The 20,418-nt window shown below is 69.4% G+C and carries 15 protein-coding genes; 6 read left to right on the top strand and 9 right to left on the bottom strand.

Annotated elements, in window-relative coordinates; translation table 11 throughout:
- Positions 1-6: 6 nt before the first annotated feature.
- The 3 genes from ACWFR4_RS02630 to panB all read right to left on the bottom strand — a co-directional run bounded on the left by ACWFR4_RS02630 (position 7) and on the right by panB (position 2,889).
- On the bottom strand, positions 7-831 hold the full coding sequence (locus ACWFR4_RS02630; RefSeq protein WP_453650373.1) for an ABC transporter permease: 825 nt from the start codon (positions 829-831) through the stop codon (positions 7-9).
- Complete coding sequence (locus ACWFR4_RS02625) at positions 828-1,856, bottom strand: ATP-binding cassette domain-containing protein (RefSeq protein WP_453456836.1); 1,029 nt, start codon at positions 1,854-1,856, stop codon at positions 828-830. The genes ACWFR4_RS02630 and ACWFR4_RS02625 overlap by 4 nt, the downstream gene beginning before the upstream one ends.
- Before the next feature lie 166 nt (positions 1,857-2,022).
- Positions 2,023-2,889 (bottom strand): 3-methyl-2-oxobutanoate hydroxymethyltransferase, encoded by an 867-nt coding sequence (panB, locus tag ACWFR4_RS02620; RefSeq protein WP_453456834.1) that lies wholly within the window; start codon positions 2,887-2,889, stop codon positions 2,023-2,025.
- 206 nt (positions 2,890-3,095) lie between these two features.
- Between panB and ACWFR4_RS02615 the strand changes: the two genes are divergently transcribed.
- From ACWFR4_RS02615 to ACWFR4_RS02600, 4 genes are all read left to right on the top strand, one after another.
- Entirely contained in the window at positions 3,096-4,688 is a 1,593-nt protein-coding gene (locus tag ACWFR4_RS02615) for an MFS transporter (RefSeq protein ID WP_453456831.1), read from the top strand.
- An 83-nt stretch (positions 4,689-4,771) separates the two neighbouring features.
- Positions 4,772-5,380 (top strand): TetR/AcrR family transcriptional regulator, encoded by a 609-nt coding sequence (locus tag ACWFR4_RS02610; RefSeq protein WP_453456829.1) that lies wholly within the window; start codon positions 4,772-4,774, stop codon positions 5,378-5,380.
- A gap of 176 nt (positions 5,381-5,556) precedes the next feature.
- A complete protein-coding gene (locus ACWFR4_RS02605; protein WP_326713293.1) occupies positions 5,557-6,585 on the top strand; it encodes an endonuclease/exonuclease/phosphatase family protein in 1,029 nt (342 codons plus the stop codon).
- Positions 6,586-6,735: 150 nt separating this feature from the next.
- Entirely contained in the window at positions 6,736-7,992 is a 1,257-nt protein-coding gene (locus ACWFR4_RS02600; protein WP_453650371.1) for an MFS transporter, read from the top strand.
- A 100-nt stretch (positions 7,993-8,092) separates the two neighbouring features.
- Here ACWFR4_RS02600 and ACWFR4_RS02595 read toward each other — a convergent pair whose 3' ends face one another.
- From ACWFR4_RS02595 to ACWFR4_RS02575, 5 genes are all read right to left on the bottom strand, one after another.
- Positions 8,093-9,847, bottom strand: a complete 1,755-nt coding sequence (locus ACWFR4_RS02595; RefSeq protein WP_453456823.1) for an NAD+ synthase — start codon at positions 9,845-9,847, stop codon at positions 8,093-8,095.
- A 473-nt stretch (positions 9,848-10,320) separates the two neighbouring features.
- Positions 10,321-11,367 (bottom strand): LacI family DNA-binding transcriptional regulator, encoded by a 1,047-nt coding sequence (locus tag ACWFR4_RS02590; protein ID WP_453456820.1) that lies wholly within the window; start codon positions 11,365-11,367, stop codon positions 10,321-10,323.
- Between the two features lie 73 nt (positions 11,368-11,440).
- On the bottom strand, positions 11,441-13,078 hold the full coding sequence (locus ACWFR4_RS02585; protein ID WP_453456817.1) for an extracellular solute-binding protein: 1,638 nt from the start codon (positions 13,076-13,078) through the stop codon (positions 11,441-11,443).
- 50 nt (positions 13,079-13,128) lie between these two features.
- Positions 13,129-14,037, bottom strand: coding sequence for a carbohydrate ABC transporter permease (locus tag ACWFR4_RS02580; protein ID WP_453456815.1), 909 nt, complete (start codon positions 14,035-14,037; stop codon positions 13,129-13,131).
- Positions 14,034-14,888, bottom strand: a complete 855-nt coding sequence (locus ACWFR4_RS02575; RefSeq protein WP_453456929.1) for an ABC transporter permease — start codon at positions 14,886-14,888, stop codon at positions 14,034-14,036. The genes ACWFR4_RS02580 and ACWFR4_RS02575 overlap by 4 nt, the downstream gene beginning before the upstream one ends.
- A 345-nt stretch (positions 14,889-15,233) precedes the next feature.
- On the opposite strand from ACWFR4_RS02575, the gene ACWFR4_RS02570 reads away from it, so the two are divergent.
- Together ACWFR4_RS02570 and ACWFR4_RS02565 are read left to right on the top strand one after the other, a co-directional pair.
- Complete coding sequence (locus ACWFR4_RS02570) at positions 15,234-16,208, top strand: hydroxyacid dehydrogenase (RefSeq protein ID WP_453456926.1); 975 nt, start codon at positions 15,234-15,236, stop codon at positions 16,206-16,208.
- 154 nt (positions 16,209-16,362) lie between these two features.
- Positions 16,363-18,360 (top strand): carbohydrate binding domain-containing protein, encoded by a 1,998-nt coding sequence (locus ACWFR4_RS02565; RefSeq protein WP_453650369.1) that lies wholly within the window; start codon positions 16,363-16,365, stop codon positions 18,358-18,360.
- A 69-nt stretch (positions 18,361-18,429) separates the two neighbouring features.
- Here ACWFR4_RS02565 and ACWFR4_RS02560 read toward each other — a convergent pair whose 3' ends face one another.
- Positions 18,430-20,376, bottom strand: a complete 1,947-nt coding sequence (locus ACWFR4_RS02560; RefSeq protein WP_453650367.1) for a S53 family peptidase — start codon at positions 20,374-20,376, stop codon at positions 18,430-18,432.
- Positions 20,377-20,418 lie beyond the last annotated feature (42 nt).

Genomic DNA, 20,418 nt, shown 5'->3' with positions numbered 1-20,418 from the left:
TGAACGTCAGTTCTTCGTACGGAACTTGTGGATCGCGATCGGGGCCATCACGAGCGTGAGGACCGCGGACCAGATCACCGTCACCCACACGTCGTGCGTGACCGGGCCGCCCACCATCAGGCCGCGCGCGGAGTCCGCGAGTGAGGAGAGCGGGTTGTAGTCGGTGAAGGCCTGGAGCCAGCCCGGCATCGACTGCGTCGGTGCGAAGATCGACGAACCGAACTGCAGCGGCATCAGGACCAGGAAACCCATGCCCTGCACGGCCTGGGCGCTCTTCATCACGACGCCGAGGACCAGGAAGATCCACATGATGGACGTGCCGAAGAGGGCGGCGAGGCCCACGGCGGCGAACAGGCCGGGCCAGTTCGTGATGTCGAAGCCCACCAGGATGCCGACGATCATCATGATCGTCGTCGCGATGAGGAGCCGCATCAGCTCCACCACGATCTTGGCGAAGAGGACCGAGCCCTGGCCGATCGGCAGGGTCCGGAAGCGGTCCATGATGCCGTTCTGGAAGTCCTGGTTGAACCCCGTGCCCACCGCCATGGCGATGTTCATGCTCATCATCGCCATCATGCCCGGGACCACGTACTGCACGTACTGGTCCTGGCCGCCGCCGAGCGCCTGGCCGATGGAGCCGCCGAAGACGTACACGAACAGGAGCGTGAAGACGATCGGCATCAGGACCGCGTCGAACATCGACTCGGGGTCCTGGCGGATCCACAGCAGATTGCGGCGGACCAGCGCGCCGGTGTGACGGATGTGGGAGCGCAGGGAGATGCGCGAGTCGGCCTCGAGATTCAGGGGAGGCGTCAGCGTGGTGGCGCTCATACGGCGGCCCCTTCGAGCTCGGAGGTACGGGTGTCCTGCGGGGCACTGGCCTTCTGGCCGGTGATGGACAGGAACACCTCGTCCAGACTGGGCAGTTCGGTGGCGATCGAGCCGATCGTGATGCCGCGCGCCGTGACCGCGCCGACCACGGCGGTGAGCTGCTCGTCGCTGAGGATCGGGACCAGGACGGCGCCTGCCTCGGCGTCCACCGTCGACGTGGCGAGGCCGGTGAGGCCCATGTCGTCGAGGGCGGCGGCCAGCGGGCGCAGCTCCAGCGGGTCGGCCGGGCGGATGCGCAGGGTGCGGCCGCCGACCTTCGCCTTGAGGTCGTCGATGGCGCCGCCCGCGATGACCTTGCCGCGGTCGATGACCGTCAGCTCGTTGGCGAGCTGCTCGGCCTCCTCCATGTACTGGGTGGTGAGGAGCACGGTGACGCCGTCGCCGACCATGCGCTTGACCTCGCTCCACACCTCGTTGCGCGTGCGGGGGTCGAGGCCGGTCGTCGGCTCGTCCAGGTAGAGGACGGCCGGGCTGCCGATCATCGACGCGGCGAGGTCGAGCCTGCGGCGCATACCGCCGGAGTACGTCTTCGCGGGGCGCGTGGCGGCGTCGGTGAGGGAGAACCGCTCCAGGAGCGCGTCGGCGCGGGAGCGGGATTCCTTGCGGGACAGGTCGAGGAGGCGGCCGATCATGTACAGGTTCTCGCGGCCGGAGAGCTTCTCGTCGACCGCGGCGTACTGGCCGGTGAGGCCTATCACGCGGCGCAGCTGCCGGGGCTGCTTCGCCACGTCGTACCCGGCGACGAACGCCGTGCCCGAGTCGGGGGTGATGAGGGTGGACAGGCAGCGGACGAGGGTGGTCTTGCCCGCGCCGTTCGGACCGAGCACACCCATGACCGTGCCTTCGTGCACGTCCAGGTCCACGCCGTCCAGCGCCTTGGTCTCGCCGTAGTGCTTGACCAGCCCCCGCACGGTGACGGAGGCCGTCCGGCCGCCGTCGCTGGGGATCTTGTCGATTCGCGTCATGACGTACAAGGTGCCAGGCGCCACCGACAATCCACCGACAGGCGGCCGACAGCCCCTTGTAGGCAACCTGTAGAACGGCGACAGGGGCGGCGGGAACGGCAGCAGCCCGCCGACGGGGGAAGATCGACGAGCTGCTGTGGTGCCACTGTGGTTCAGGTGGTCCGGGTCAGTGGACCGAGTGCTCCTCCTGGGGGAACGTTCCGCCGACCACGTCCTGCGCGAAGGCCTTTGCCGCCTCGCCCATGACGCCGCGCAGATCCGCGTACTGCTTCACGAAGCGCGGCATCTTGCCGCCGGTGAGGCCGAGCATGTCGGTCCAGACGAGGACCTGGGCGTCGCACTCGGCGCCCGCGCCGATGCCGACGGTCGGGATGTGCAGGGACCGGGTGACCTCGGCGGCCAGCTCGGCCGGGACCAGTTCGAGGACGACGGCGAACGCGCCGGCGTCCTGCGCGGCCTTGGCGTCACGCAGCAGCCGGTGCGCGTCCTCGTCGCCGCGGCCCTGGACGCGGTACCCCATCGTGTTCACGGACTGCGGGGTGAGGCCCAGGTGGGACATGACCGGGATGCCGGACTGCACGAGCAGCTCGGTCTGGGCCAGCGAGCGCTCGCCGCCCTCCAGCTTCACGGCGCCGACCCCGGCCTCCTTGACCAGGCGCGTCGCGGACCGCAGGGCCTGTACGGGACCCTCCTGGTACGAGCCGAAGGGGAGGTCGCCGACGATGAGGGCGCGCTTGGTGCCCCGTACGACGGCGGCCGAGAGCATCGTCATCTCGTCGAGGGTGACGGGCACGGTGGTCTCGTACCCGAGGTGACAGTTGCCCGCGGAGTCGCCGACGAGCATGACCGGGATGCCGGCCTCGTCGAAGACGGACGCGGTCATCGCGTCGTACGCCGTGAGCATGGGCCACTTCTCGCCGCGTTCCTTGGCGAGCGTGATGTCGCGCACCGTGATGCGCCGGTTGCTCTTGCCCCCGTACAGCGCCTTGTTGCTGCTGTCAGGGGTGTTCGGGGCAGCCGAGAGCTGCGTCATCGCAACGGCTCCTTCTGTTGTCTCGAGGCGCCCTTACGGCGTCCCCGGATCGCCTCCATGGTGGCACCGCGTGCCGAGGAATGGCTAGAGGGGTGGGTGCCGGGTGGGTCACCCCGCGAGCGGGTCGCCCGTCGGGTTCGTAAAGTCTTCCTCAGGACTTCAAATACGAGACGGTCTCGTATCGAAATACCCTTAGGCTGAGCCTCATGACCACTCCTGCCGTTCCCGCGCCGCCGCGCATACCCGAGGCCGTGCACCGCCGCCGATGGGCGATCCTCGGCGTGCTGATGCTCAGCCTGCTGATCGTCGTGCTCGACAACTCCATCCTGAACGTCGCGATCAAGACGATCTCGACCCCGGCCCCCAAGGGCCTCGGCGCCACGCAGGGCGAGCTGGAGTGGGCGATCAACGCCTACACGCTGGTCTTCGCCGGACTGCTCTTCACCGCGGGTCTGCTCGGCGACCGGCTCGGGCGCAAGAAGGTGCTCGTCTTCGGCCTCGTGGTCTTCGGCCTCGGCTCCGCCCTCGCCGCCGAGTCCGGCTCGCCGGTCCAGCTCATCATCTTCCGGGCGATCATGGGCATCGGCGCGGCCTTCGTGATGCCCGCGACGCTCGCCGTTCTCATGAACGTCTTCGAGCGCGACGAGCAGCCCAAGGCCATCGGCATCTGGGCGGGCGGCGTCGGCATCGCCATCGCGATCGGCCCCATCACCGGAGGCCTGCTCCTCGACCACTTCTGGTGGGGCTCGGTCTTCCTGGTCAACGTGCCGATCGTGATCATCGCGGTCGTCCTGATGCTGGCCCTCGTGCCCGACTCCCGCGACCCCAAGCCGGGCCGTATCGACCTGGTGGGCGTCGCTCTCTCCGTCGTCGGACTCGTCCTGCTCGTCTACGGCATCATCAAGGGCGGCCAGCTCGCCGACTTCACGGACCCCGCGGTCCTCCTGACCAGCGCGGCCGGACTCGTCGTCCTCGTCGGCTTCGTCCTGTACGAGAAGCGCAGCGACCACCCGTCGATCGACATCTCGTACTTCAAGAACAAGGTGTTCTCCGCGGCGATCGCGGCCATCGCGCTCGTCTTCTTCGCGCTCATGGGCGTCACCTTCTTCTCGGTCTTCTACACCCAGAGCGTGCGCGGCTACTCACCGCTGCAGACCGGCCTCCTGATGCTGCCGCTCGCCGCCGCCCAGCTGATCTTCGCGCCGCGCGCCCGGCTCGTCGTCGACCGCTTCGGCGTGCGCGCCGTGACGACCGGCGGCCTGGTGATCCTCGCCGCGATGCTCGCCGCGTTCACGATCCTCGACGCGGACACGCCCATCTGGATCCTGGAAGTCAACTTCTTCTTCATGGGCATGGGCATGGCGCACGTCATGACCCCCACCAGCGTCGTCATCATGCAGGCCCTGCCGCGCGAGAAGGCGGGCTCCGCGTCCGCGCTCAGCAACACGTTCCGCCAGGTCGGCGGCGCCCTGGGCATCGCCGTACTCGGTTCGGTGCTGTCCACCGCGTACCGCAGCGGCATCGAGGACAAGCTCGGCCTGTTGCCCGCCGGACTGCGGCACACGGCCGGCGAGTCCATCGAGGCCACCCTCGGCGTCGCGGCGAAGCTCGGCCCGCGCGGCGACGCGCTGGTCGGCGCGGCCAACGATTCCTTCCTGCACGCCATGCACGTGACCGCCCTGTGCGGGGCCGGAATCGCGCTGTTCAGCGCCGTCGTCACCGTCCTGTTCCTGCCGGGGCGCCCGCCGCGTGCAGCGGCCGAGGAGAGCACCGAGGAGACCGTCAGGGTGAGTCGCTGACAGCACCTGTCCGGGCAGGTCGGTGACCTGCTGAGACAATCGCCGCTACACCGGGCGGCGGGGAAGGCGGAGTGGTCGTGGACGTGGACGTGGACGTGGATGCGGGGCGCGCGGTGCGGGGGCGCCCGCGCAGCGAGGCCGTCGAGCGGGCCATCGTCGAGGGCGTCCTCAAGCTGATCGAGGACGGTGTCCCGCTCACGGAGCTGTCCATCGAGCGGATCGCCCGCACCGCCGGCGTCGGCAAGGCGACCATCTACCGGCGCTGGTCCGGCAAGGAGGAGCTCTTCGTCGAGGTCCTGCGCATCATGGAGGAGCCCGAGCCCGAACTGCCGGGCATCTCCATGCGCGACGACCTGATCAGCCTTCTGGAGCACCTGCGCAGACGCGGGGTGTCCCTCCGTTCCTCGGCCCTGCTGCACAACGTCTTCGCGCAGATGAAGAGCCTGCCGAAGCTCTGGGACGCCTACCACGCCACCGTGATCGAGCCGCGCCGTCGCGTCATGTTCGACGTGCTGCGGCGCGGCGTCGAGAACGGTGAGCTGCGCGCCGACGTCGACATAGAGCTCGCCAACGACTTCATCGTCGGGCCGATGCTGCTGCGCACGATGATCCGGCCCGACGCGCCGCTCGCCGACGACCTCTCGGCGCGGATCGTCGACTGCGCGCTCGCCGGATTGCGGCCACCGGACTGAATGTGCGCGTTTCGTCACAGAGGCCCCATGCGCACCGCCGATCCGGAACCCCGGGCGCCCGGACGTTCGTCCTCGTGCCCGTACGGCCGTCGTGGACGGCGAGGAGGGCGTCGATCATCCCCTAGGGTTTCAGGGCGAGGTCGGTGTGCACGGCAGGGCAGTGAGGCGACGACGGTATGGCGCAGGGGTTCAGGACGGAAACGGGTGGCGGCGGCTCGGGGCACCAGCCTTCCAGAGACCCGCTCCGCCGCCTGACCGGCGGCTGGCGTGACCGGGGGATCTGGCGCCGCGGGGCGGTCCTCGCGGTGCTGGCGGTTCTGGTCGCGCTCGTGATGCTCTTCCACGCGCAGATCCCCAACACCCTCGGAAACCTGGGCTCCCTCACCGAGACCTTCCTTCCCTGGCTCGGCGTGTTCGTGCCCGTCCTGCTCGTCCTGGCCGTCGTGCGGAAGTCCGCGACGGCCCTGATCGCGGTCCTGGTCCCGGGCGTCGTCTGGCTCAACCTCTTCGGCGGGCTCCTCACCGACAAGACCGCGAGCGGCGGCGACCTCACCGTCGCCACGCACAACGTCAACGCGGAGAACCCCGACCCGACCGGCACCGCCGACACGATCGCCGCCTCCGGGGCGCAGGTCGTCGCCCTGGAGGAGCTGACGTCCGACGCGGTTCCCGTCTACGAGAAGGCGCTCGCGAAGACGTATCCGTACCACTCCGTCGCCGGCACCGTCGGGCTGTGGAGCAAGTACCCGCTGAGCGCGACGCGGCCCGTCGACATCCAGCTCGGCTGGACGCGCGCCATGCGCACCACCGTCGCCACGCCCCAGGGCGACGTCGCCGTGTTCGTCGCGCACCTGCCGTCGGTCCGGGTCAAGCTGCACGCCGGGTTCACCGCCAGCCAGCGCGACACCTCCGCCGACGCGCTCGGTGAGGCGATCGCCGACGAGACGCTCGGCAAGGTCATCCTGCTCGGCGACCTCAACGGCACGATGAACGACCGCGCGCTGAACGGCGTGACGTCGCAGATGCGCTCCACGCAGGGTGCCGCGGGCAATGGCTTCGGGTTCAGCTGGCCCGCGTCGTTCCCCATGGCCCGTATCGACCAGATCATGGTCAAGGGTGTGGAGCCGGTCACGTCGTGGACCCTGCCCGAGACCGGCAGCGACCATCTGCCGATCGCGGCGAAGGTCGATCTCACCCGGTCCTGACGTCCGCGTTCACTCCCCACACCCGTTGTTGACTCGGTGGAAACCGGGGCCTCACCTCACGGAATACTTGGCGCGGGAGAGTTTGTTCCGCACGTAAACTTACGGATTCCCGCGTCTTGCGCCCGTCTTCCCGTGGAAGGTCTCTTCTTCATGCCCCTGGCCCTGCTCGCCCTCGCCGTGGGCGCCTTCGGCATCGGCACCACCGAGTTCGTGATGATGGGCCTCCTGCCCAACGTCGCCGACGATCTGCACATCTCCATCCCCTCCGCCGGTCACCTCGTCTCCGCGTACGCCCTCGGCGTCGTCATCGGCGCCCCGCTCCTCGCCGCCCTCACCGCGCGCATGCCCCGCCGGCGCGTCCTCGTCGCGCTCATGGTGCTCTTCGTCGCCGGCAACGCCGTGTCCGCCGCCGCGCCCGACTACCACCTCCTGATGGCAGCGCGCTTCGTCAGCGGGCTGCCGCACGGCGCCTTCTTCGGCGTCGGCGCCGTCGTCGCCACCTCGCTCGTCGCACCCGAGCGCAAGGCCCGGTCCGTCTCCCTGATGTTCCTCGGGCTCACCGTCGCCAACGTCATCGGCGTCCCCATCGCCACGCTCATGGGCCAGCAGCTCGGCTGGCGCGCCACGTTCCTCGCCGTCAGCGCCATCGGGCTCGCCGCGATAGCCGCACTCCTGCTGCTCGTTCCCGCCGACCACGGCCACGGCGAGACCGGCGGGCTGCGCGGTGAACTCAAGGCCCTCGGCTCCCTGCCCGTGTGGCTCTCCCTCGGCACCACCGTCGCCGGGTTCGGCGCGCTCTTCGCCGCGTACAGCTATGTCACGCCGATGCTCACCGGCACCGCCGGGTTCGCCGAGGCCGGCGTCACGCTGCTGCTCGCCCTGTTCGGCGTCGGCGCCACAGCCGGGAACCTGCTCGGCGGGCGGCTCGCCGATCGGTCGCTGCGCGGGACGCTGTTCGGGGGGCTTGTCTCGCTCAGTGTGGTGCTGGCGCTGTTCCCTGTGCTGATGCGTGCCGAGTGGAGCGCCGCGGTCGCTGTGGCGCTGCTCGGTATGGCCGCCTTCATCACCGGGTCGCCGCTCCAGCTCATGGTCATGGAGAAGGCCTCCGCCGCGCCCTCCCTCGCCTCCTCCGCCAACCAGGCCGCCTTCAACCTCGCCAACGCCGGCGGCGCCTGGATCGGTGGGCTCGCCCTCGCCGCCGGGTTCGGGCTCACGTCCCCCGCGGTCGCCGGGGCCGGGCTCGCCGTCCTCGGGATCGGGGTCGCCGGGGTTGCCTGCGGGGTCGACCGGCGTCGCTCCCGGGCCGTTGCCGCATCCGCCACGACGGGGCATGGGCTCCTCGTGGCCTCGCATCTGCCCGGCGTCGTTTCGGCTCCGGACGCGGTGGAGCCTACTCGTCGTCGGTGACGTGACGTGACGTGACGTGACGTGACGTGACGTGACGTGACGGGACCGGGTGGGCTCCGGGGGGCTGGGCTTTGGGGATGGGGTCCGGGGGCGGTGGCTACTACGCCGACTCCCGCCACCTGTTCGTGATCGGCAGGCGGCGGTCCTTGCCGAAGCCCTTCGCCGAGATCTTCGTGCCCGGCGGGTACTGGCGCCGCTTGTACTCCGCCGTGTCCACCATCCGCAGCGTCTTCGTCACCAGGTCCGCGTCGAACCCGGCCGCCACGATCGCGTCCGCGCCCTTGTCCCGGTCCACGTACATCTCCAGGATCGCGTCCAGCACCGGGTAGTCCGGCAGCGAGTCCGTGTCCACCTGGTCCGGGCGCAGCTCCGCGCTCGGCGGTTTCGTGATCGAGTTCTCCGGGATCGGGGGAGTCTGGCCGCGCTCCGCCGCCGCCCGGTTGCGCCACTCGGCCAGCCGGAAGACCGACGACTTGTACACGTCCTTGATCGGGCCGTACGCGCCCACCGAGTCGCCGTACAGGGTCGAATAGCCCACCGCCAGCTCGGACTTGTTGCCCGGCGCGAGCACGATGTGGCCCTCCTGGTTGGAGACCGCCATCAGCATCGTGCCGCGCAGCCTTGACTGGAGGTTCTCCTCCGCGAGGCCCGTCAGGCCCAGCGACCCCATGTACGCGTCGAACATCGGCTCGATCGGGACCGTACGGAAGTTGAGGCCCGTACGGTCGGCCAGCTCCGCCGCGTCGCCCTTGGAGTGGTCCGACGAGTACTTCGACGGCATCGCGATGCCGTACACGTTCTGCGCGCCCAGCGCGTCGCACGCGATCGCCGCCGTCAGCGCCGAGTCGATACCGCCCGACAGGCCGATCAGCACCGAGCGGAAACCGTTCTTCGCGGCGTAGGCGCGCAGGCCCACGACCAGTGCCGAGTAGACCTCCTCGTCGTCGTCCAGACGGTCCGCGTAGCCGCCGGTCAGCTCCGGCTCGTACGCCGGGACGTGGTCCTCGGAGATCGTCAGGTGGTCGATGCGCAGGCCGTCGTCGACCGTCCCCGTCGGGGCGTCCGGCTCGGCCGCCGGGAGGTCCAGGTCCAGGACCACACAGCCCTCCGCGAACTGGGGTGCCCTGGCCACTACTTCGCCCGCCGCGTCCACCACGATCGAGTCGCCGTCGAAGACGAGCTCGTCCTGGCCGCCGATCGTGGCGACGTACGCCAGCGTGCAGCCCGCCTCCTGGGCGCGCTTGCGCACCAGGTCGAGGCGTGTGTCGTCCTTGTTCTGCTCGTACGGCGACGCGTTGATCGAGATCAGGAGGCCGGCGCCGGCGGAGCGCGTGGCCGGGACGCGGCCGCCGTCCTGCCAGAGGTCCTCGCAGATGGCGAGCGCCACGTCGATTCCGCGTACGCGGATCACGGGCATCGTGTCGCCCGGCACGAAGTAGCGGAACTCGTCGAAGACGCCGTAGTTCGGGAGGTGGTGCTTGGCGAACGTCAGGGCTACGCGGCCGTTGTGGAGGACGGCGGCGGCGTTCCGGGGGGCGCCGGCGGGCTGGCCGTACTTCGGCTGCGCCTTCTCCGAGCGGTCCAGGTAGCCGACGACCACGGGGAGGTCGCCGTGGCCCTCGTCGGCCAGGCGCTCGGCCAGCGCGGTCAGTTCCCGGCGGGATGCCTCGACGAAGGACTCGCGCAGGGCGAGGTCCTCCACCGGGTAACCGGTCAGGACCATCTCGGGGAACGCGACCAGGTGCGCCCCCTGTTCGGCGGAGTGCTTGGTCCAGCGGATGATCGCCTCGGCGTTCCCGGCGAGATCTCCGACGGTCGAGTCGATCTGATTCAGGGCGAGACGTAGTTGAGGCACGTGGTCAGTTTAATCGTCTGACTGACGCGATGTCCTCTCGGACTGGGGAGTGGAGGGGGTGGGTCTCGCTCGGTCTTCGGGTGCCGGCTGTCGTCGGCCGTTGTGTTGTCGGGTGCGGGCTCGGTGCGGGCTCGTCAGGTGTGTTGTCGGGTGCGGGCTCGGTGCGGGCTGCTCAGGTGCGTTCTTGGGTGCGGGGCCGCGGGGGCATGTACGTGCTCGCTGTTCTACGGGTGCACGTTGGCGAGCTGATTGCCTGTACGTGGTGCTGGTGGCTCCGCGCGCACATGCCCCCGCGTCCCCTCCCGTCTCGTCGGCGCCTGACCGTTCGGTGGGGCTGCGCCATCCCCGTCGTCCGGGCCTTGTCTCGTTCGCGGTCGGTCGCTCGGTGGGGCTGCGTCATTCTCGGCGCCGGGCCTTGTCTCGTTCGCGGCTGTCCGGTCGGTGGGGCTGTCTGTATGCGGTGGTCTGTGCGCTCAGTGGTGGTGCGGGCGGACGCTGTTTCTGATCACTATGTGTGTGCCCAGGAGGTGGCGTTGCTGGCCTGGGCGAGACGTGCCCGTCAGGGCCAGTCTTACGGCCGTGCGGCCCATCTCCGCTGCCGGGATGTGCACCGTGGTGAGGCCGGGGGTGATGTCTGCTGCCACCGGGTCGTCGTTGTAGCCGACCACCGAGATGTCCTCGGGGACCCGTAGGCCCGCCTCCGCCAGTGCGCGGATCGCCGCTGCCGCCACGCGGTCGTCGCCCGCGAAGACCGCCGTGAAGTCCGGCTTGCCGTTGCACTTGTCGAGGAGGTCCCGCATCGCCTCGTAGCCGTGGTGCTGGCCGAAGCCGATGCCGTGCAGGATCGCGTCCGAGCGGGGGACCCCGTGATCGTCCAGGGCCCTGAGGTAGCCCGTCACCCGGTCCTCGCCCGTGGTGTTGCCCGGCTGGTAGCCGATCATCGCGATCTTCCGGTGGCCGGCGCCCAGCAGATGGCTGGTTATCGCGTGTGCGCCCGCCCCGTTGTCGTACTCCACGACGAGTGCGGGGACGTCGGGTGCCGGTGCCGGTCTGCCGCACAGGACCAGGCGCGAGCCCGCCGCCGCGAGTGCCTCCGCGTAGTGCGCCATCCGCTCGCGGTACTCGTCGTCCTCGATGACCCCGCCGACCAGGACCACGGCCTCCGCCGCTTGTTCGCGCATCATCTGGACCAGGGCCAGTTCGCGGGCCGGGTCGCCGCCCGTCGAGCAGACCAGGGTGAGTCTGTTGTGCTGGGCCGCTTCCATCTCCACGCCCTGCGCCACGGCCGCGTAGAACGAGCTGACCACGTCGAACATCAGGACCGCGATCGTCTTGCGTCCGGCGCCGGCGAGGGCTCGGGCGTGCGCGTTGACCACGTAGTCCAGGTCCTTGGCCGCTCTTTGGACCTTGGCGCGCGAGGCCGCCGATGTCGGGTAGTTGCCCGCCAGGACCCGCGAAACAGTCGCGACCGAGACGCCCGCGCGCGCGGCCACATCACGGATGGTGACCCGCTCACCCACTGTTGTGTCTCCTCAACTTGCCCGTCCGGGGCGGGCGATGCCGCCCCGGACCATCATGGACGATGCAGTGCGGTCAGTGCGCCGCCTTGTACTCCTTGGCGAATTCCTCCAGTGCCTGCTGTCCGCCCTGGTTCAGCCACTTCTTGTACACGGCGTCCCAGTCGGAGACCTTCCGGCGGCCCGTGACCGTGGCCGTCACGCCGTCGCTGATGATCTGGTCGAGCGTCGCCCCCTGCTTGTTGTACGTGTCCGACTGCAGGCCCCAGCGGTCGTTCGGCACCATCATCGGGATCACCTTCTGCTGCCACGCGTGGAGGCGTTTGACGATGTCTCCGTAGCCCGGTGCGTACAGGACCTGGGGTGCGTCGCTGAGGTACACGAACGGCAGGTTCACCTTCGACTCGACGAGGCCGAGCGGTGTCGCTATCGGGTTGTTGTCCTTGTCCCGCTTGAAGTGCGTTCCCTCCAGGCCGAAGTGCACCAGCTCGTACTCCTCGGTCCCGAACGGTGAGGCCAGGTAGTCGAGGATCCGCAGCATCATCTTCACTCGGTCCTTCGACGCCTTCTTGATCACCGTGTAGCCGAAGATGCCCTGCGACTGCTGGTAGCCCGGTGTGGTGTCTTTGGGGGTGTAGGGGACCAGTGCGTCCAGGTCGAAGGCGTTCTTGATGCCTTGCGCCGAGCCGGGGTACGAGAGGAAGCCGTCGGTCATCGAGAGGACCGTGCCGTTCCAGAACTGCGTCTTCAGGTCCACCTGCGAGACGGATGTCGCTTCCGGGTAGTACGCGCCGGCCTTGCGCAGGTTCGACATGAATTCGAGCGTGGTCTTGAACTCGTCCGTGCTCGCGAAGAACGTCGCCTTGTCGTCCTTGATGCGCCACTGGTTCGGTGCCCCGTGCCACGTGGCGTGTGTTTTGTAGCCGAAGTACGCGGTTGACGAGGCGCCCAGGGCCCATTTCTTGGACGTTGTTGTTTCCTTCGCCATGGTCGCGAAGTCCTCCGCCGACATGCCCGGCTTGTAGCCCGCCTTCGTGAACGCCTGGCCGTTGAAGTACATCGTGTCCTGCGGCTTCGGGCGCTCCACCGGGACTCCGAAGATCCGGCCCGAGATCCGGCCCATGCCCTGCCAGGCGTACGTCGGGATGCCCGCCAGGTTCGGGTAGTCCTTCACCGCGTCGCCCGACAGGTACTCGGTGAGGTCCTCGCAGCGGGACTTCACGAACTGCGCCTCGCGCGGCAGGACGTAGCCGCCGCCGATGTTGATGATGTCCGGCAGGTCGTCGCCCGCGAACAGCGTCGCCATCTTGGTGCGGAAGTCCGCGTCCGGGACCACGGTGAACTCGACGTCCACGCCGAGCGCTTCGTTGATCGCCGCCCACAGCTTGTTCTGCGCCGCCGGCTTCGGCGGGATGCCGTACGTGATGGAGAGGACCTTGATCTTCTCCTTGCCCGTGCCGGGCTTCTCGGCGACGGCCTTGACCAGCTTCGCCGGGTACGTGGTGTAGCCCGCCTGGACGCCCTCCGCGGTGGCCGCCAGGTCCGGCTTCGCGCCGGTGGCGGGGGTGTACGTCGGCCACGCGGCCGCCTTCTTGCCCGCGTTGGAGACCGAGCCGCCGCCACCCGAGTCGGTGGAACAGGCGGTGAGGAAGGACGGGGCGGCCAGGGCGGCGCCGCCGACGGCTATGGAACGCAGCAGGGTGCGACGCGACATCGAGGAACCGGACACGTGAGTGGACCCCTTCGGGAAAGGTGGGCAGCTGGCTAGCTTTTGACGGCGCCGGTGAGCACGCCCTTGGTGAAGTACTTCTGGAGGAACGGGTAGACGAGGAGGATCGGGACGGTGGCGATCACCAGGACCGCCATCTGCGTCGTCTGCGGGGCCGAGACCATGCCGGCCTCACTGAGACCCGTATCGCTGATCTGCGCGCCGCCGATCACATAGGTGCGCAGGACCTGGGAGAGCGGCCAGTGGTCGGACTCCAGGTAGATCGAGGCGTTGAACCAGGCATTCCAGTAGCTCACCGCGTAGAACAGGCCGACCACCGCGAGGGCCGCCTTGGACAGCGGGAGCACGATCCGCCAGAACACCGTCCAGTCGCCCGCACCGTCCAGGCGCGCCGCCTCGTACAGCTCCTCCGGTATTCCCTGGAAGAAGCCTCGCAGGACCACCAGGTTGAAGACGTTGATCAGGACGGGGGCGATGAGGGCCGCGTACATGTTCTGCAGTCCCAGGCCCTTGACCAGGAGGAACGCCGGGATCATGCCCGGGGGGAAGAGGAAGGTGAAGAGGATGATCATGAGGATCGGTTTGCCGCCCAGGACCCCGGGGCGGCTGAGTGCGTAGGCCAGGAAGGAGGTGCAGGCCAGGGAGGCCAGGGTGCCTATCAGGGTGACACCGATGCTGACGCCCAAGGCCTTGGTGACGATGCCGCCGCTGAGGATGTTGCGATACGCGCGCAGCGTCGGGTCAGTGGGCCACAGGACCCAGCCGCCGTTGGCCACTACTTCCTTGTTCGAGGCCAGTGACGTGGAGATGATCACCAGGAACGGGATCAGGACCAGGGCCAGGACGACGGTTATCGCTACGGCTTTGGCTGCCTGGGTGGCTGGTTTCGGGCTTTCCTTCCAGGCCGGGCGCGTGGGGTTCTTGGTGTTCATGGCTGTGGTCATTTGTAGATCCCCTGTTCGCCCAGCTTGTGCGCCACCCGGTTCGCGGTGAAGACGAGCACCGCGCCCACCAGGCCCTTGAACAGGCCCGCCGCTGCCGCGTATCCGGTGTCGCCGCCGACGATTCCCTGCCAGAACACGAAGGTGTCCAGGACCTCGCCCACCTCCGGGCCCACCGACTGGCGCTGGAGCAGCATCTGTTCGAAGCCGACCGACAGGATGTCGCCGAGCCGCATGATCAGGAGCAGCACGATGATCGGGCGGATGGACGGCAGCGTCACGTGCCAGAAGCGGCGCCAGGGACCCGCGCCGTCGATCGCCGCCGCCTCGTACTGCTGCTCGTCGACCTGCATCAGCGCCGCGAGGAAGATGATCGTGCCCCAGCCGGCGTCCTTCCAGACCACCTCGGCGACCACCAGCGGGCGGTACGCGTCGGGGTTGCCGATGATGTCGACCGTGTGGATCCCCGAGTCGCCCAGGAACGTGTTCAACAAGCCTGTGTCGGACAGGACTTGCTGGAAGAGCGCGACGACGATGACCCAGGACAGGAAGTGCGGCAGGTAGACGACGGACTGGACGAAGCGGCGCAGGAAGTCCGACGTCAGGCTGTGCAGGAGCAGGGCGATGGCCAGGGGGATGGGGAAGAAGAACGACAGCTGGAGCACCGCTATGTAGAAGGTGTTCCACGTCGCGTGCCAGAAGTCCGCGTCGCCGAACATCCGGGTGAAGTTCTCGAAGCCCACCCAGGGGCTGGCCCAGAGGCCGTCGAACGGGACGTACTCCTTGAACGCCACGACGTTGCCGACAAAGGCGCCGTAGTGGAACAGCAGGAAGTAGGCCAGGCCCGGGACCATGAGCAGCAGAAAGGTGCGGCTGCTCCGAAACCGTTTCCCGAAGCTGTCCTGCCTGGGTTTGTGCGTCTTTGACCCGCTGCCCGGGGTGCCGGGGGGCTTCACCGCCTCGGTCTCGGGCCTGTCCTTCGCCACCGTGGGCACGGAAACCCCTCCGTTGTTGGAACAAGGTGAGCGGGAATCTAAAACGGTTACTACGCCGGGTCAACCCCCTTGTCTCCGGGATCTATTGACCATCTCTCAGCGTTGGGCCTAGCCTCCTGACATCTTGAGGTAACCGGTTACTAGAGATCTGCAGCTGGAGGGTGGTAGCGCGTGGCAGCACACCGACCGATCGCGGCACTGGCCATGGACGCCGAGGTGCTCGACCGGGTCATCCCGTCGGACCTGCGGCAACGGCTCGGGCGGTGCGCCGACCTCGCGCCCGTGCCGCTGACCGGACCGCTCGGCACCCCCGAGTCCCGCGCGGTCCTCGCCGGGGCCGAGCTGCTGATCACCGGCTGGGGCTGCCCGCAGCTCACCGAGGACGTCCTGGCGCACGCGCCCCGGCTCCGCGCCGTCGTGCACGCCGCCGGATCGGTCAAACCCGTCGTCTCGGACGCCCTGTGGGACCGGCCCGGCATCACCGTGTCCTCCGCCGCCGACGCCAACGCGGGCCCCGTCGTCGCCTTCACCCTTGCCGCGATCACCTTCGCCGCGAAGAAGGCGCTGCCCGTCGCCGCCCGCTACTCCGGCGGCTGGCCCGGCTTCACCGCGCGCGAGGGCGCCGACGGCCGCGTCGTCGGGATCATCGGCGCTTCCCGCATCGGCCGCCGCGTCATCGCCGGGCTCCGCGCCTCGGACTCCGGGTACCGGATCCTGCTCACCGATCCGTACGTCACCGCCGCCGACGCCGCCGCCCTCGGCGCCGAACTCGTCGGCCTGCCCGAACTGTGCCGGCGCAGCTCCATCGTCAGCGTGCACGCTCCCCAACTTCCTGAGACACGTGGGTTGTTGGGGGAGGAGATGCTGAAGCTCGTGCCGGACGGGGGTGTCGTCGTGAACACCGCTCGGGGTGCGCTCGTCGACACCGAGGCGCTGGCTCGTGAGTGCGCCGCCGGCCGGCTCGACGCGTTCCTCGATGTCACCGACCCCGAACCGCTGCCCCCGGGGCACCCGTTGCTCACCCTTCCCAACGTCCTGGTCACCCCGCACATGGCGGGTGCGCAGGGCAGCGAGGTGCGCCGGCTGGGGCTGTACGCGGTGGAGGAGGCCGAGCGGTTCGCGCGCGGTGAGGAACTGCTCGGGCGGCTTCGGCGGGAGGATCTCGCCCGGCTCGCCTGAAGGGGTGGGGCTCGGCTCGTCCAGGGGGTGCCGGGGGTGCCGGAGGATGGGGCGCGGCTAGTGAATGTAACCGTTTCCTGTCCCAGGCATTGACCTCAACCGCCTTGCTGGGCACGGTACTTGCCGAACTCCTCTCCTATCCCCAGGAGCAAGAATGGCACCGGTTACATCCGGGCTCCGAAGAGCCTGCACCACGCTCGCGGCCGGTCTCGCGCTCGCAGCCTCCGCCCTCGTCTCCCCGCCCGGCGCCCAGGCCGCCGGGTCCGCGCACCCCGGCCATCCGCCCCACCCCGCGCAGTCCGCGAGCACCCCCTACTACGTGGACTGTTCCGCCGCCGCGAACGGCGACGGCAGCCTCGCCGCGCCCTACAACAGCCTCGCCGCGGCCAACGCCGTCACCTACGGCCCCGGCGACCGGCTCTACTTCAAGCGGGGAGCCACCTGCCGCGGTCAGCTCAAGCCCACCGGATCGGGCTCCGCGGCCGCCCCCGTCAAGGTCGCCCCCTACGGCTCCGGCGGCGCTCGGCCCGTGATCGAGGGCGGTGGCACGGTCTACGCCGCTGTCCACCTGCTCAATGTCGAGCAGTGGGAGATCCGTGGTCTGGAGGTCACCAACAAGGGCGCCACGGACGCCGAGCGCAACGGCATCCTCGTCGAGCTCGCCGACCACGGCACCGGCACCCACTACGTCCTCGACGACGTCTACGTCCACGACGTCAACGGCGGCGACACCAAGAGCAGCAACGGCATCCAGTTCCGCGTCTCCGGCACCGCGACGCCGACCCGCTTCGACGACGTACTCGTCCAGAACAGCGAGATCTACAAGGTCGACCGCGAGGGCCTGACCACCCAGTCCAGCTGGGCATGCCGCGCCGTATACGGGTGCACCGGCGGTCCCGCGTGGACGGCGAGTACGCGTGTCGTGTTCCGCGGCAACAAGATCCACGACATCGGCGGCGACGGCATGGTCGTCCGCGTGACCCGGGACGCGCTGGCCGAGCACAACGAGGCGTACGACATCTGGATGCGCTCGGCCGGCAACAACGCGGGCCTGTGGACCATCAACAGTGACGGGACCGTCTTCCAGTACAACGAGGTCCACCATGTGCGCCGCAAGGCGGGCATGAACGACGGCATGGCCTTCGACGCCGACTTCGGCACGCGCGGCGCCCTCTTCCAGTACAACTACAGCCACGACAACGAGGGCGGCTTCCTGCTGTTGTGCGGGGCCTGCGGCAGCGGCGCCGACACTGCCGGTACGGTCGCGCGTTACAACCTCTCCGTCAACGACGGCTCGCGCATCCTGTACGCCGTCGGCGACGCGGCCGCCCAGATCCTCGACAACACCTTCTACATGGGCGCCGGTTCCACCACGTCGGTCGTGGAGAGCAGCGGTGGGGCGTCCACCACGCTGTGGAGCAACAACATCTTCTACAACCTCGGCACCGGCGGTTACGGCGGCAAGCCCGCCGAGCACACCTGGCGCAACAACGTCATGTACGGCAACCACCCGGCGTCCGAGCCCGCCGACCCCGGCAAGGTGACCGCCGACCCGCTCCTCGCCGACCCGGGCTCCGCCGATCCCGCGGGGTACAAGCTGAAGGCCGGATCCCCGGCGCGCGGCGCCGGGCAGGTCACCACCGGCTCCGGCGGCAAGGACTACTTCGGCTCGCCCGCGCCCGTCGCCTGTCGTCCCGACATCGGCGCCCACCAGGTCTCTGCGTTTGATGACGCCGCCTGTTCGGGCGGGACCAACCTGGTCGCCGACCCCGGCTTCGAGACGGGCGTCTCGCCCTGGGTGCCCTCGGGGGCCGTCGCGGCCGACACCGCGAATCCGCACGGGGGCGGTTCCAGCCTGCGCGTCTCGGGGACCCCGAGCACGGCCGAGCAGAAGATCACCGTCGCGCCGAACACCACGTACACGCTCTCCGGCTGGGGGCGCGTCGACGCGTACGACACCCAACTCGCCGTGGGAGTGAAGAACTTCGGCGGGTCCGAGACCCGGATTCCCGCCTTCAGCGCCTTCGGGTGGCGCACCGGCAGCATCACCTTCACGACGGGCGCCACCAATACCTCGGCGACCCTCTACTGCTACACCCGCACCGGTAAGGGCAGCGGCTGGTGCGACGACCTGAGGGTCGTCGAGCAGTAGGGAATGGAAGGGAATTGAGGGCGGCGCCCGTCCCGGGGATGTCCCGGGACGGGCGCCGCTCTTCTCGGGTCAGCGACGGCCGAAGGACGTCACGTAGCCCGGCGCCGGCGAGCCGACACCTGTCACATCGTCGTAGCCGCGGACGGCCTTGAGCGAGCTGTCCTTGCCGAGGCTGCGCACGGAGGTCAGCAGGCCGTCGGCCGCGTCGAATCCGTTCGCGTAGTCGACGCGGACCACCGCGAGGTCATGGCCGTTCGGCTTGTCCGTCACGTCGTGGTAGATCCCCGAACCGGAGCGGTCGTAGATCGCCGGGTTGGCGAAGCCGAGGGCGTGCCCGCCGCGGGCCTCCTGGACCAGCGCCTGCACACCCGCGATGACGGGCGCCGCCAGCGACGTGCCGCCGATGCGGTACTCGTCGTACTTGAGCGAGCCGTCGGGGAACGTCTGCGACTGGCCGACGAGGAAGCCGGTGTTCGGGTCGGCCACCGCGGAGATGTCCGGCACCGTACGCATCTTCTGCGAGCCGCCGTTGGCGCGCGCCAACGAGTTCGGGACGACACCGCTCTGGTAGAACGGCTGCTTCACCGTCTTGCTGGTGCCGCCGCCCGCACCCGAGGTGTACGCCCCGGGGAAGGCGCCCCAGCTCTTGCCGTCGGCCGACAGGTTGGCCTTGAGCGTGCCCCAGCCGGTCTCGAACTGGTACTTGTCGCCCTTGCCGACGGCCAGCGACGTACCGCCGACGGACGTCACCCACGCCGAGTTGGCGGGCACGTCGACCTGCTTCGTGCCGGTGTGCGCCACCTCGTCGCCGTTGTCGCCGGACGAGAAGTAGAAGCCGATGCCCTCGATCGCGCCGTACTGGAAGATCTGGTCGTACGCGGCGGCGAGGTCGGGGGTCTGGTTGGCCTCGATGTCGCCCCACGAGTTCGACACGATGTCGGCGAGGTGGCCGTCGACGATCTTGCCGAGGGAGTCGAGCAGCGCGTCGTCGTAGCAGGACGCGGCGCCGACGTAGGTGATGTCGGCCGCGGGAGCCACGGCGTGCACGGCCTCGACGTCGAGGGTCTCCTCGCCGTACCAGCCGGACGCCCCGCACTCCTCGGTCTTGGTGTAGTCCGCGGGCAGGACCTGCTTCAACTGGCCGCTGCGGTAGGCCGCGTCGCCGTTGCGCTTGGCGTAGGTGGCCGCGTCCTTCGCGATGGTCGGCGAGGCGTACGCGTCGGTGATGGCGACGCGGACCCCCTTGCCGGTCTTCTTGCCGGCGCCGTAGGCGGCCCGCAGCTGCTTGCCGGTGTAGCCCTTCACCGCGTACGGGGCCTTCTGGCCGTACGCGGACGGCAGAGTGCTCGCCGTCTTCGAGCCGAAGTACGACGAGAAGGGGCCGGCGTTGTGGAACACGGCGTCCGGCGGCGGCAGCGTCTCGTCGTGGTCCGCCTTGTGCGGCGCGCTGTCCAGGCCGGTCACGGTGAGCACCGCGCCGTTCAGGGACGCGGGCACCGTCGCGGCGGCCGTGGGCGCGCGGTAGGTGTGCTTGCCCTTGGCGTAGTTGTGCAGCTGGGCGCCGAACGCCTTCTCGGCGGCGGCGACTTCGCCCGAGACGGAGATGTAGTGCTTGCTGACGTCGGTCACGGTGAGGCCCGAGGACTCGAGCCACTTCGTGACCTCGGCTATCTGGGCCTTGGTCGCGCCGAAGCGGGCCTGGGCCTGCTTGGCGCTGAGGTACTTGCCGTACGACGCCGACTGCGGGTCGGACACGGCCTTGGCGTACGCCGCGAGGCCCGCCGCGTCACGTCCCGCGAGGTAGACGCGGGCGTGCACGGTGGAGCTGTTCGACGCGGCACCCTGGTCGGCCTTGGCCGTTGCCCATAGCGGCTTGGTGCCGGTCAGTGCGTCGCGGGCGCCCGGGTTCGGGTCGGCCTGGGCGACGGGTGCTGCGATGGCGAGCGCGCCGGCGAGCAGTGGCAGTGTCGCTGCCAGGCTGAGCCCGGCGCGGGCCGCGGCACGGGTGGATCTCATACAACCCCCTGCGATGTGGTTCGTCGCGTGTGGCGACTGTGA

The organism is Streptomyces sp. NPDC055140, assembly GCF_053607285.1.
This window is presented reverse-complemented; position numbering and strand designations above follow the sequence as displayed.

What these genes read in the sequence shown, in the direction of transcription:
- ACWFR4_RS02630 (WP_453650373.1), bottom strand. Translation starts at nt 831, where the DNA reads ATGAGCGCCACCACGCTGACGCCTCCCCTGAATCTCGAGGCCGACTCG.
- ACWFR4_RS02625 (WP_453456836.1), bottom strand. Translation starts at nt 1,856, where the DNA reads ATGACGCGAATCGACAAGATCCCCAGCGACGGCGGCCGGACGGCCTCC.
- panB (WP_453456834.1), bottom strand. Translation starts at nt 2,889, where the DNA reads ATGACGCAGCTCTCGGCTGCCCCGAACACCCCTGACAGCAGCAACAAG.
- ACWFR4_RS02615 (WP_453456831.1), top strand. Translation starts at nt 3,096, where the DNA reads ATGACCACTCCTGCCGTTCCCGCGCCGCCGCGCATACCCGAGGCCGTG.
- ACWFR4_RS02605 (WP_326713293.1), top strand. Translation starts at nt 5,557, where the DNA reads ATGGCGCAGGGGTTCAGGACGGAAACGGGTGGCGGCGGCTCGGGGCAC.
- ACWFR4_RS02600 (WP_453650371.1), top strand. Translation starts at nt 6,736, where the DNA reads ATGCCCCTGGCCCTGCTCGCCCTCGCCGTGGGCGCCTTCGGCATCGGC.
- ACWFR4_RS02585 (WP_453456817.1), bottom strand. Translation starts at nt 13,078, where the DNA reads ATGTCGCGTCGCACCCTGCTGCGTTCCATAGCCGTCGGCGGCGCCGCC.
- ACWFR4_RS02580 (WP_453456815.1), bottom strand. Translation starts at nt 14,037, where the DNA reads ATGACCACAGCCATGAACACCAAGAACCCCACGCGCCCGGCCTGGAAG.
- ACWFR4_RS02575 (WP_453456929.1), bottom strand. Translation starts at nt 14,888, where the DNA reads ATGGTCCCGGGCCTGGCCTACTTCCTGCTGTTCCACTACGGCGCCTTT.
- ACWFR4_RS02570 (WP_453456926.1), top strand. Translation starts at nt 15,234, where the DNA reads ATGGACGCCGAGGTGCTCGACCGGGTCATCCCGTCGGACCTGCGGCAA.
- ACWFR4_RS02565 (WP_453650369.1), top strand. Translation starts at nt 16,363, where the DNA reads ATGGCACCGGTTACATCCGGGCTCCGAAGAGCCTGCACCACGCTCGCG.
- ACWFR4_RS02560 (WP_453650367.1), bottom strand. Translation starts at nt 20,376, where the DNA reads ATGAGATCCACCCGTGCCGCGGCCCGCGCCGGGCTCAGCCTGGCAGCG.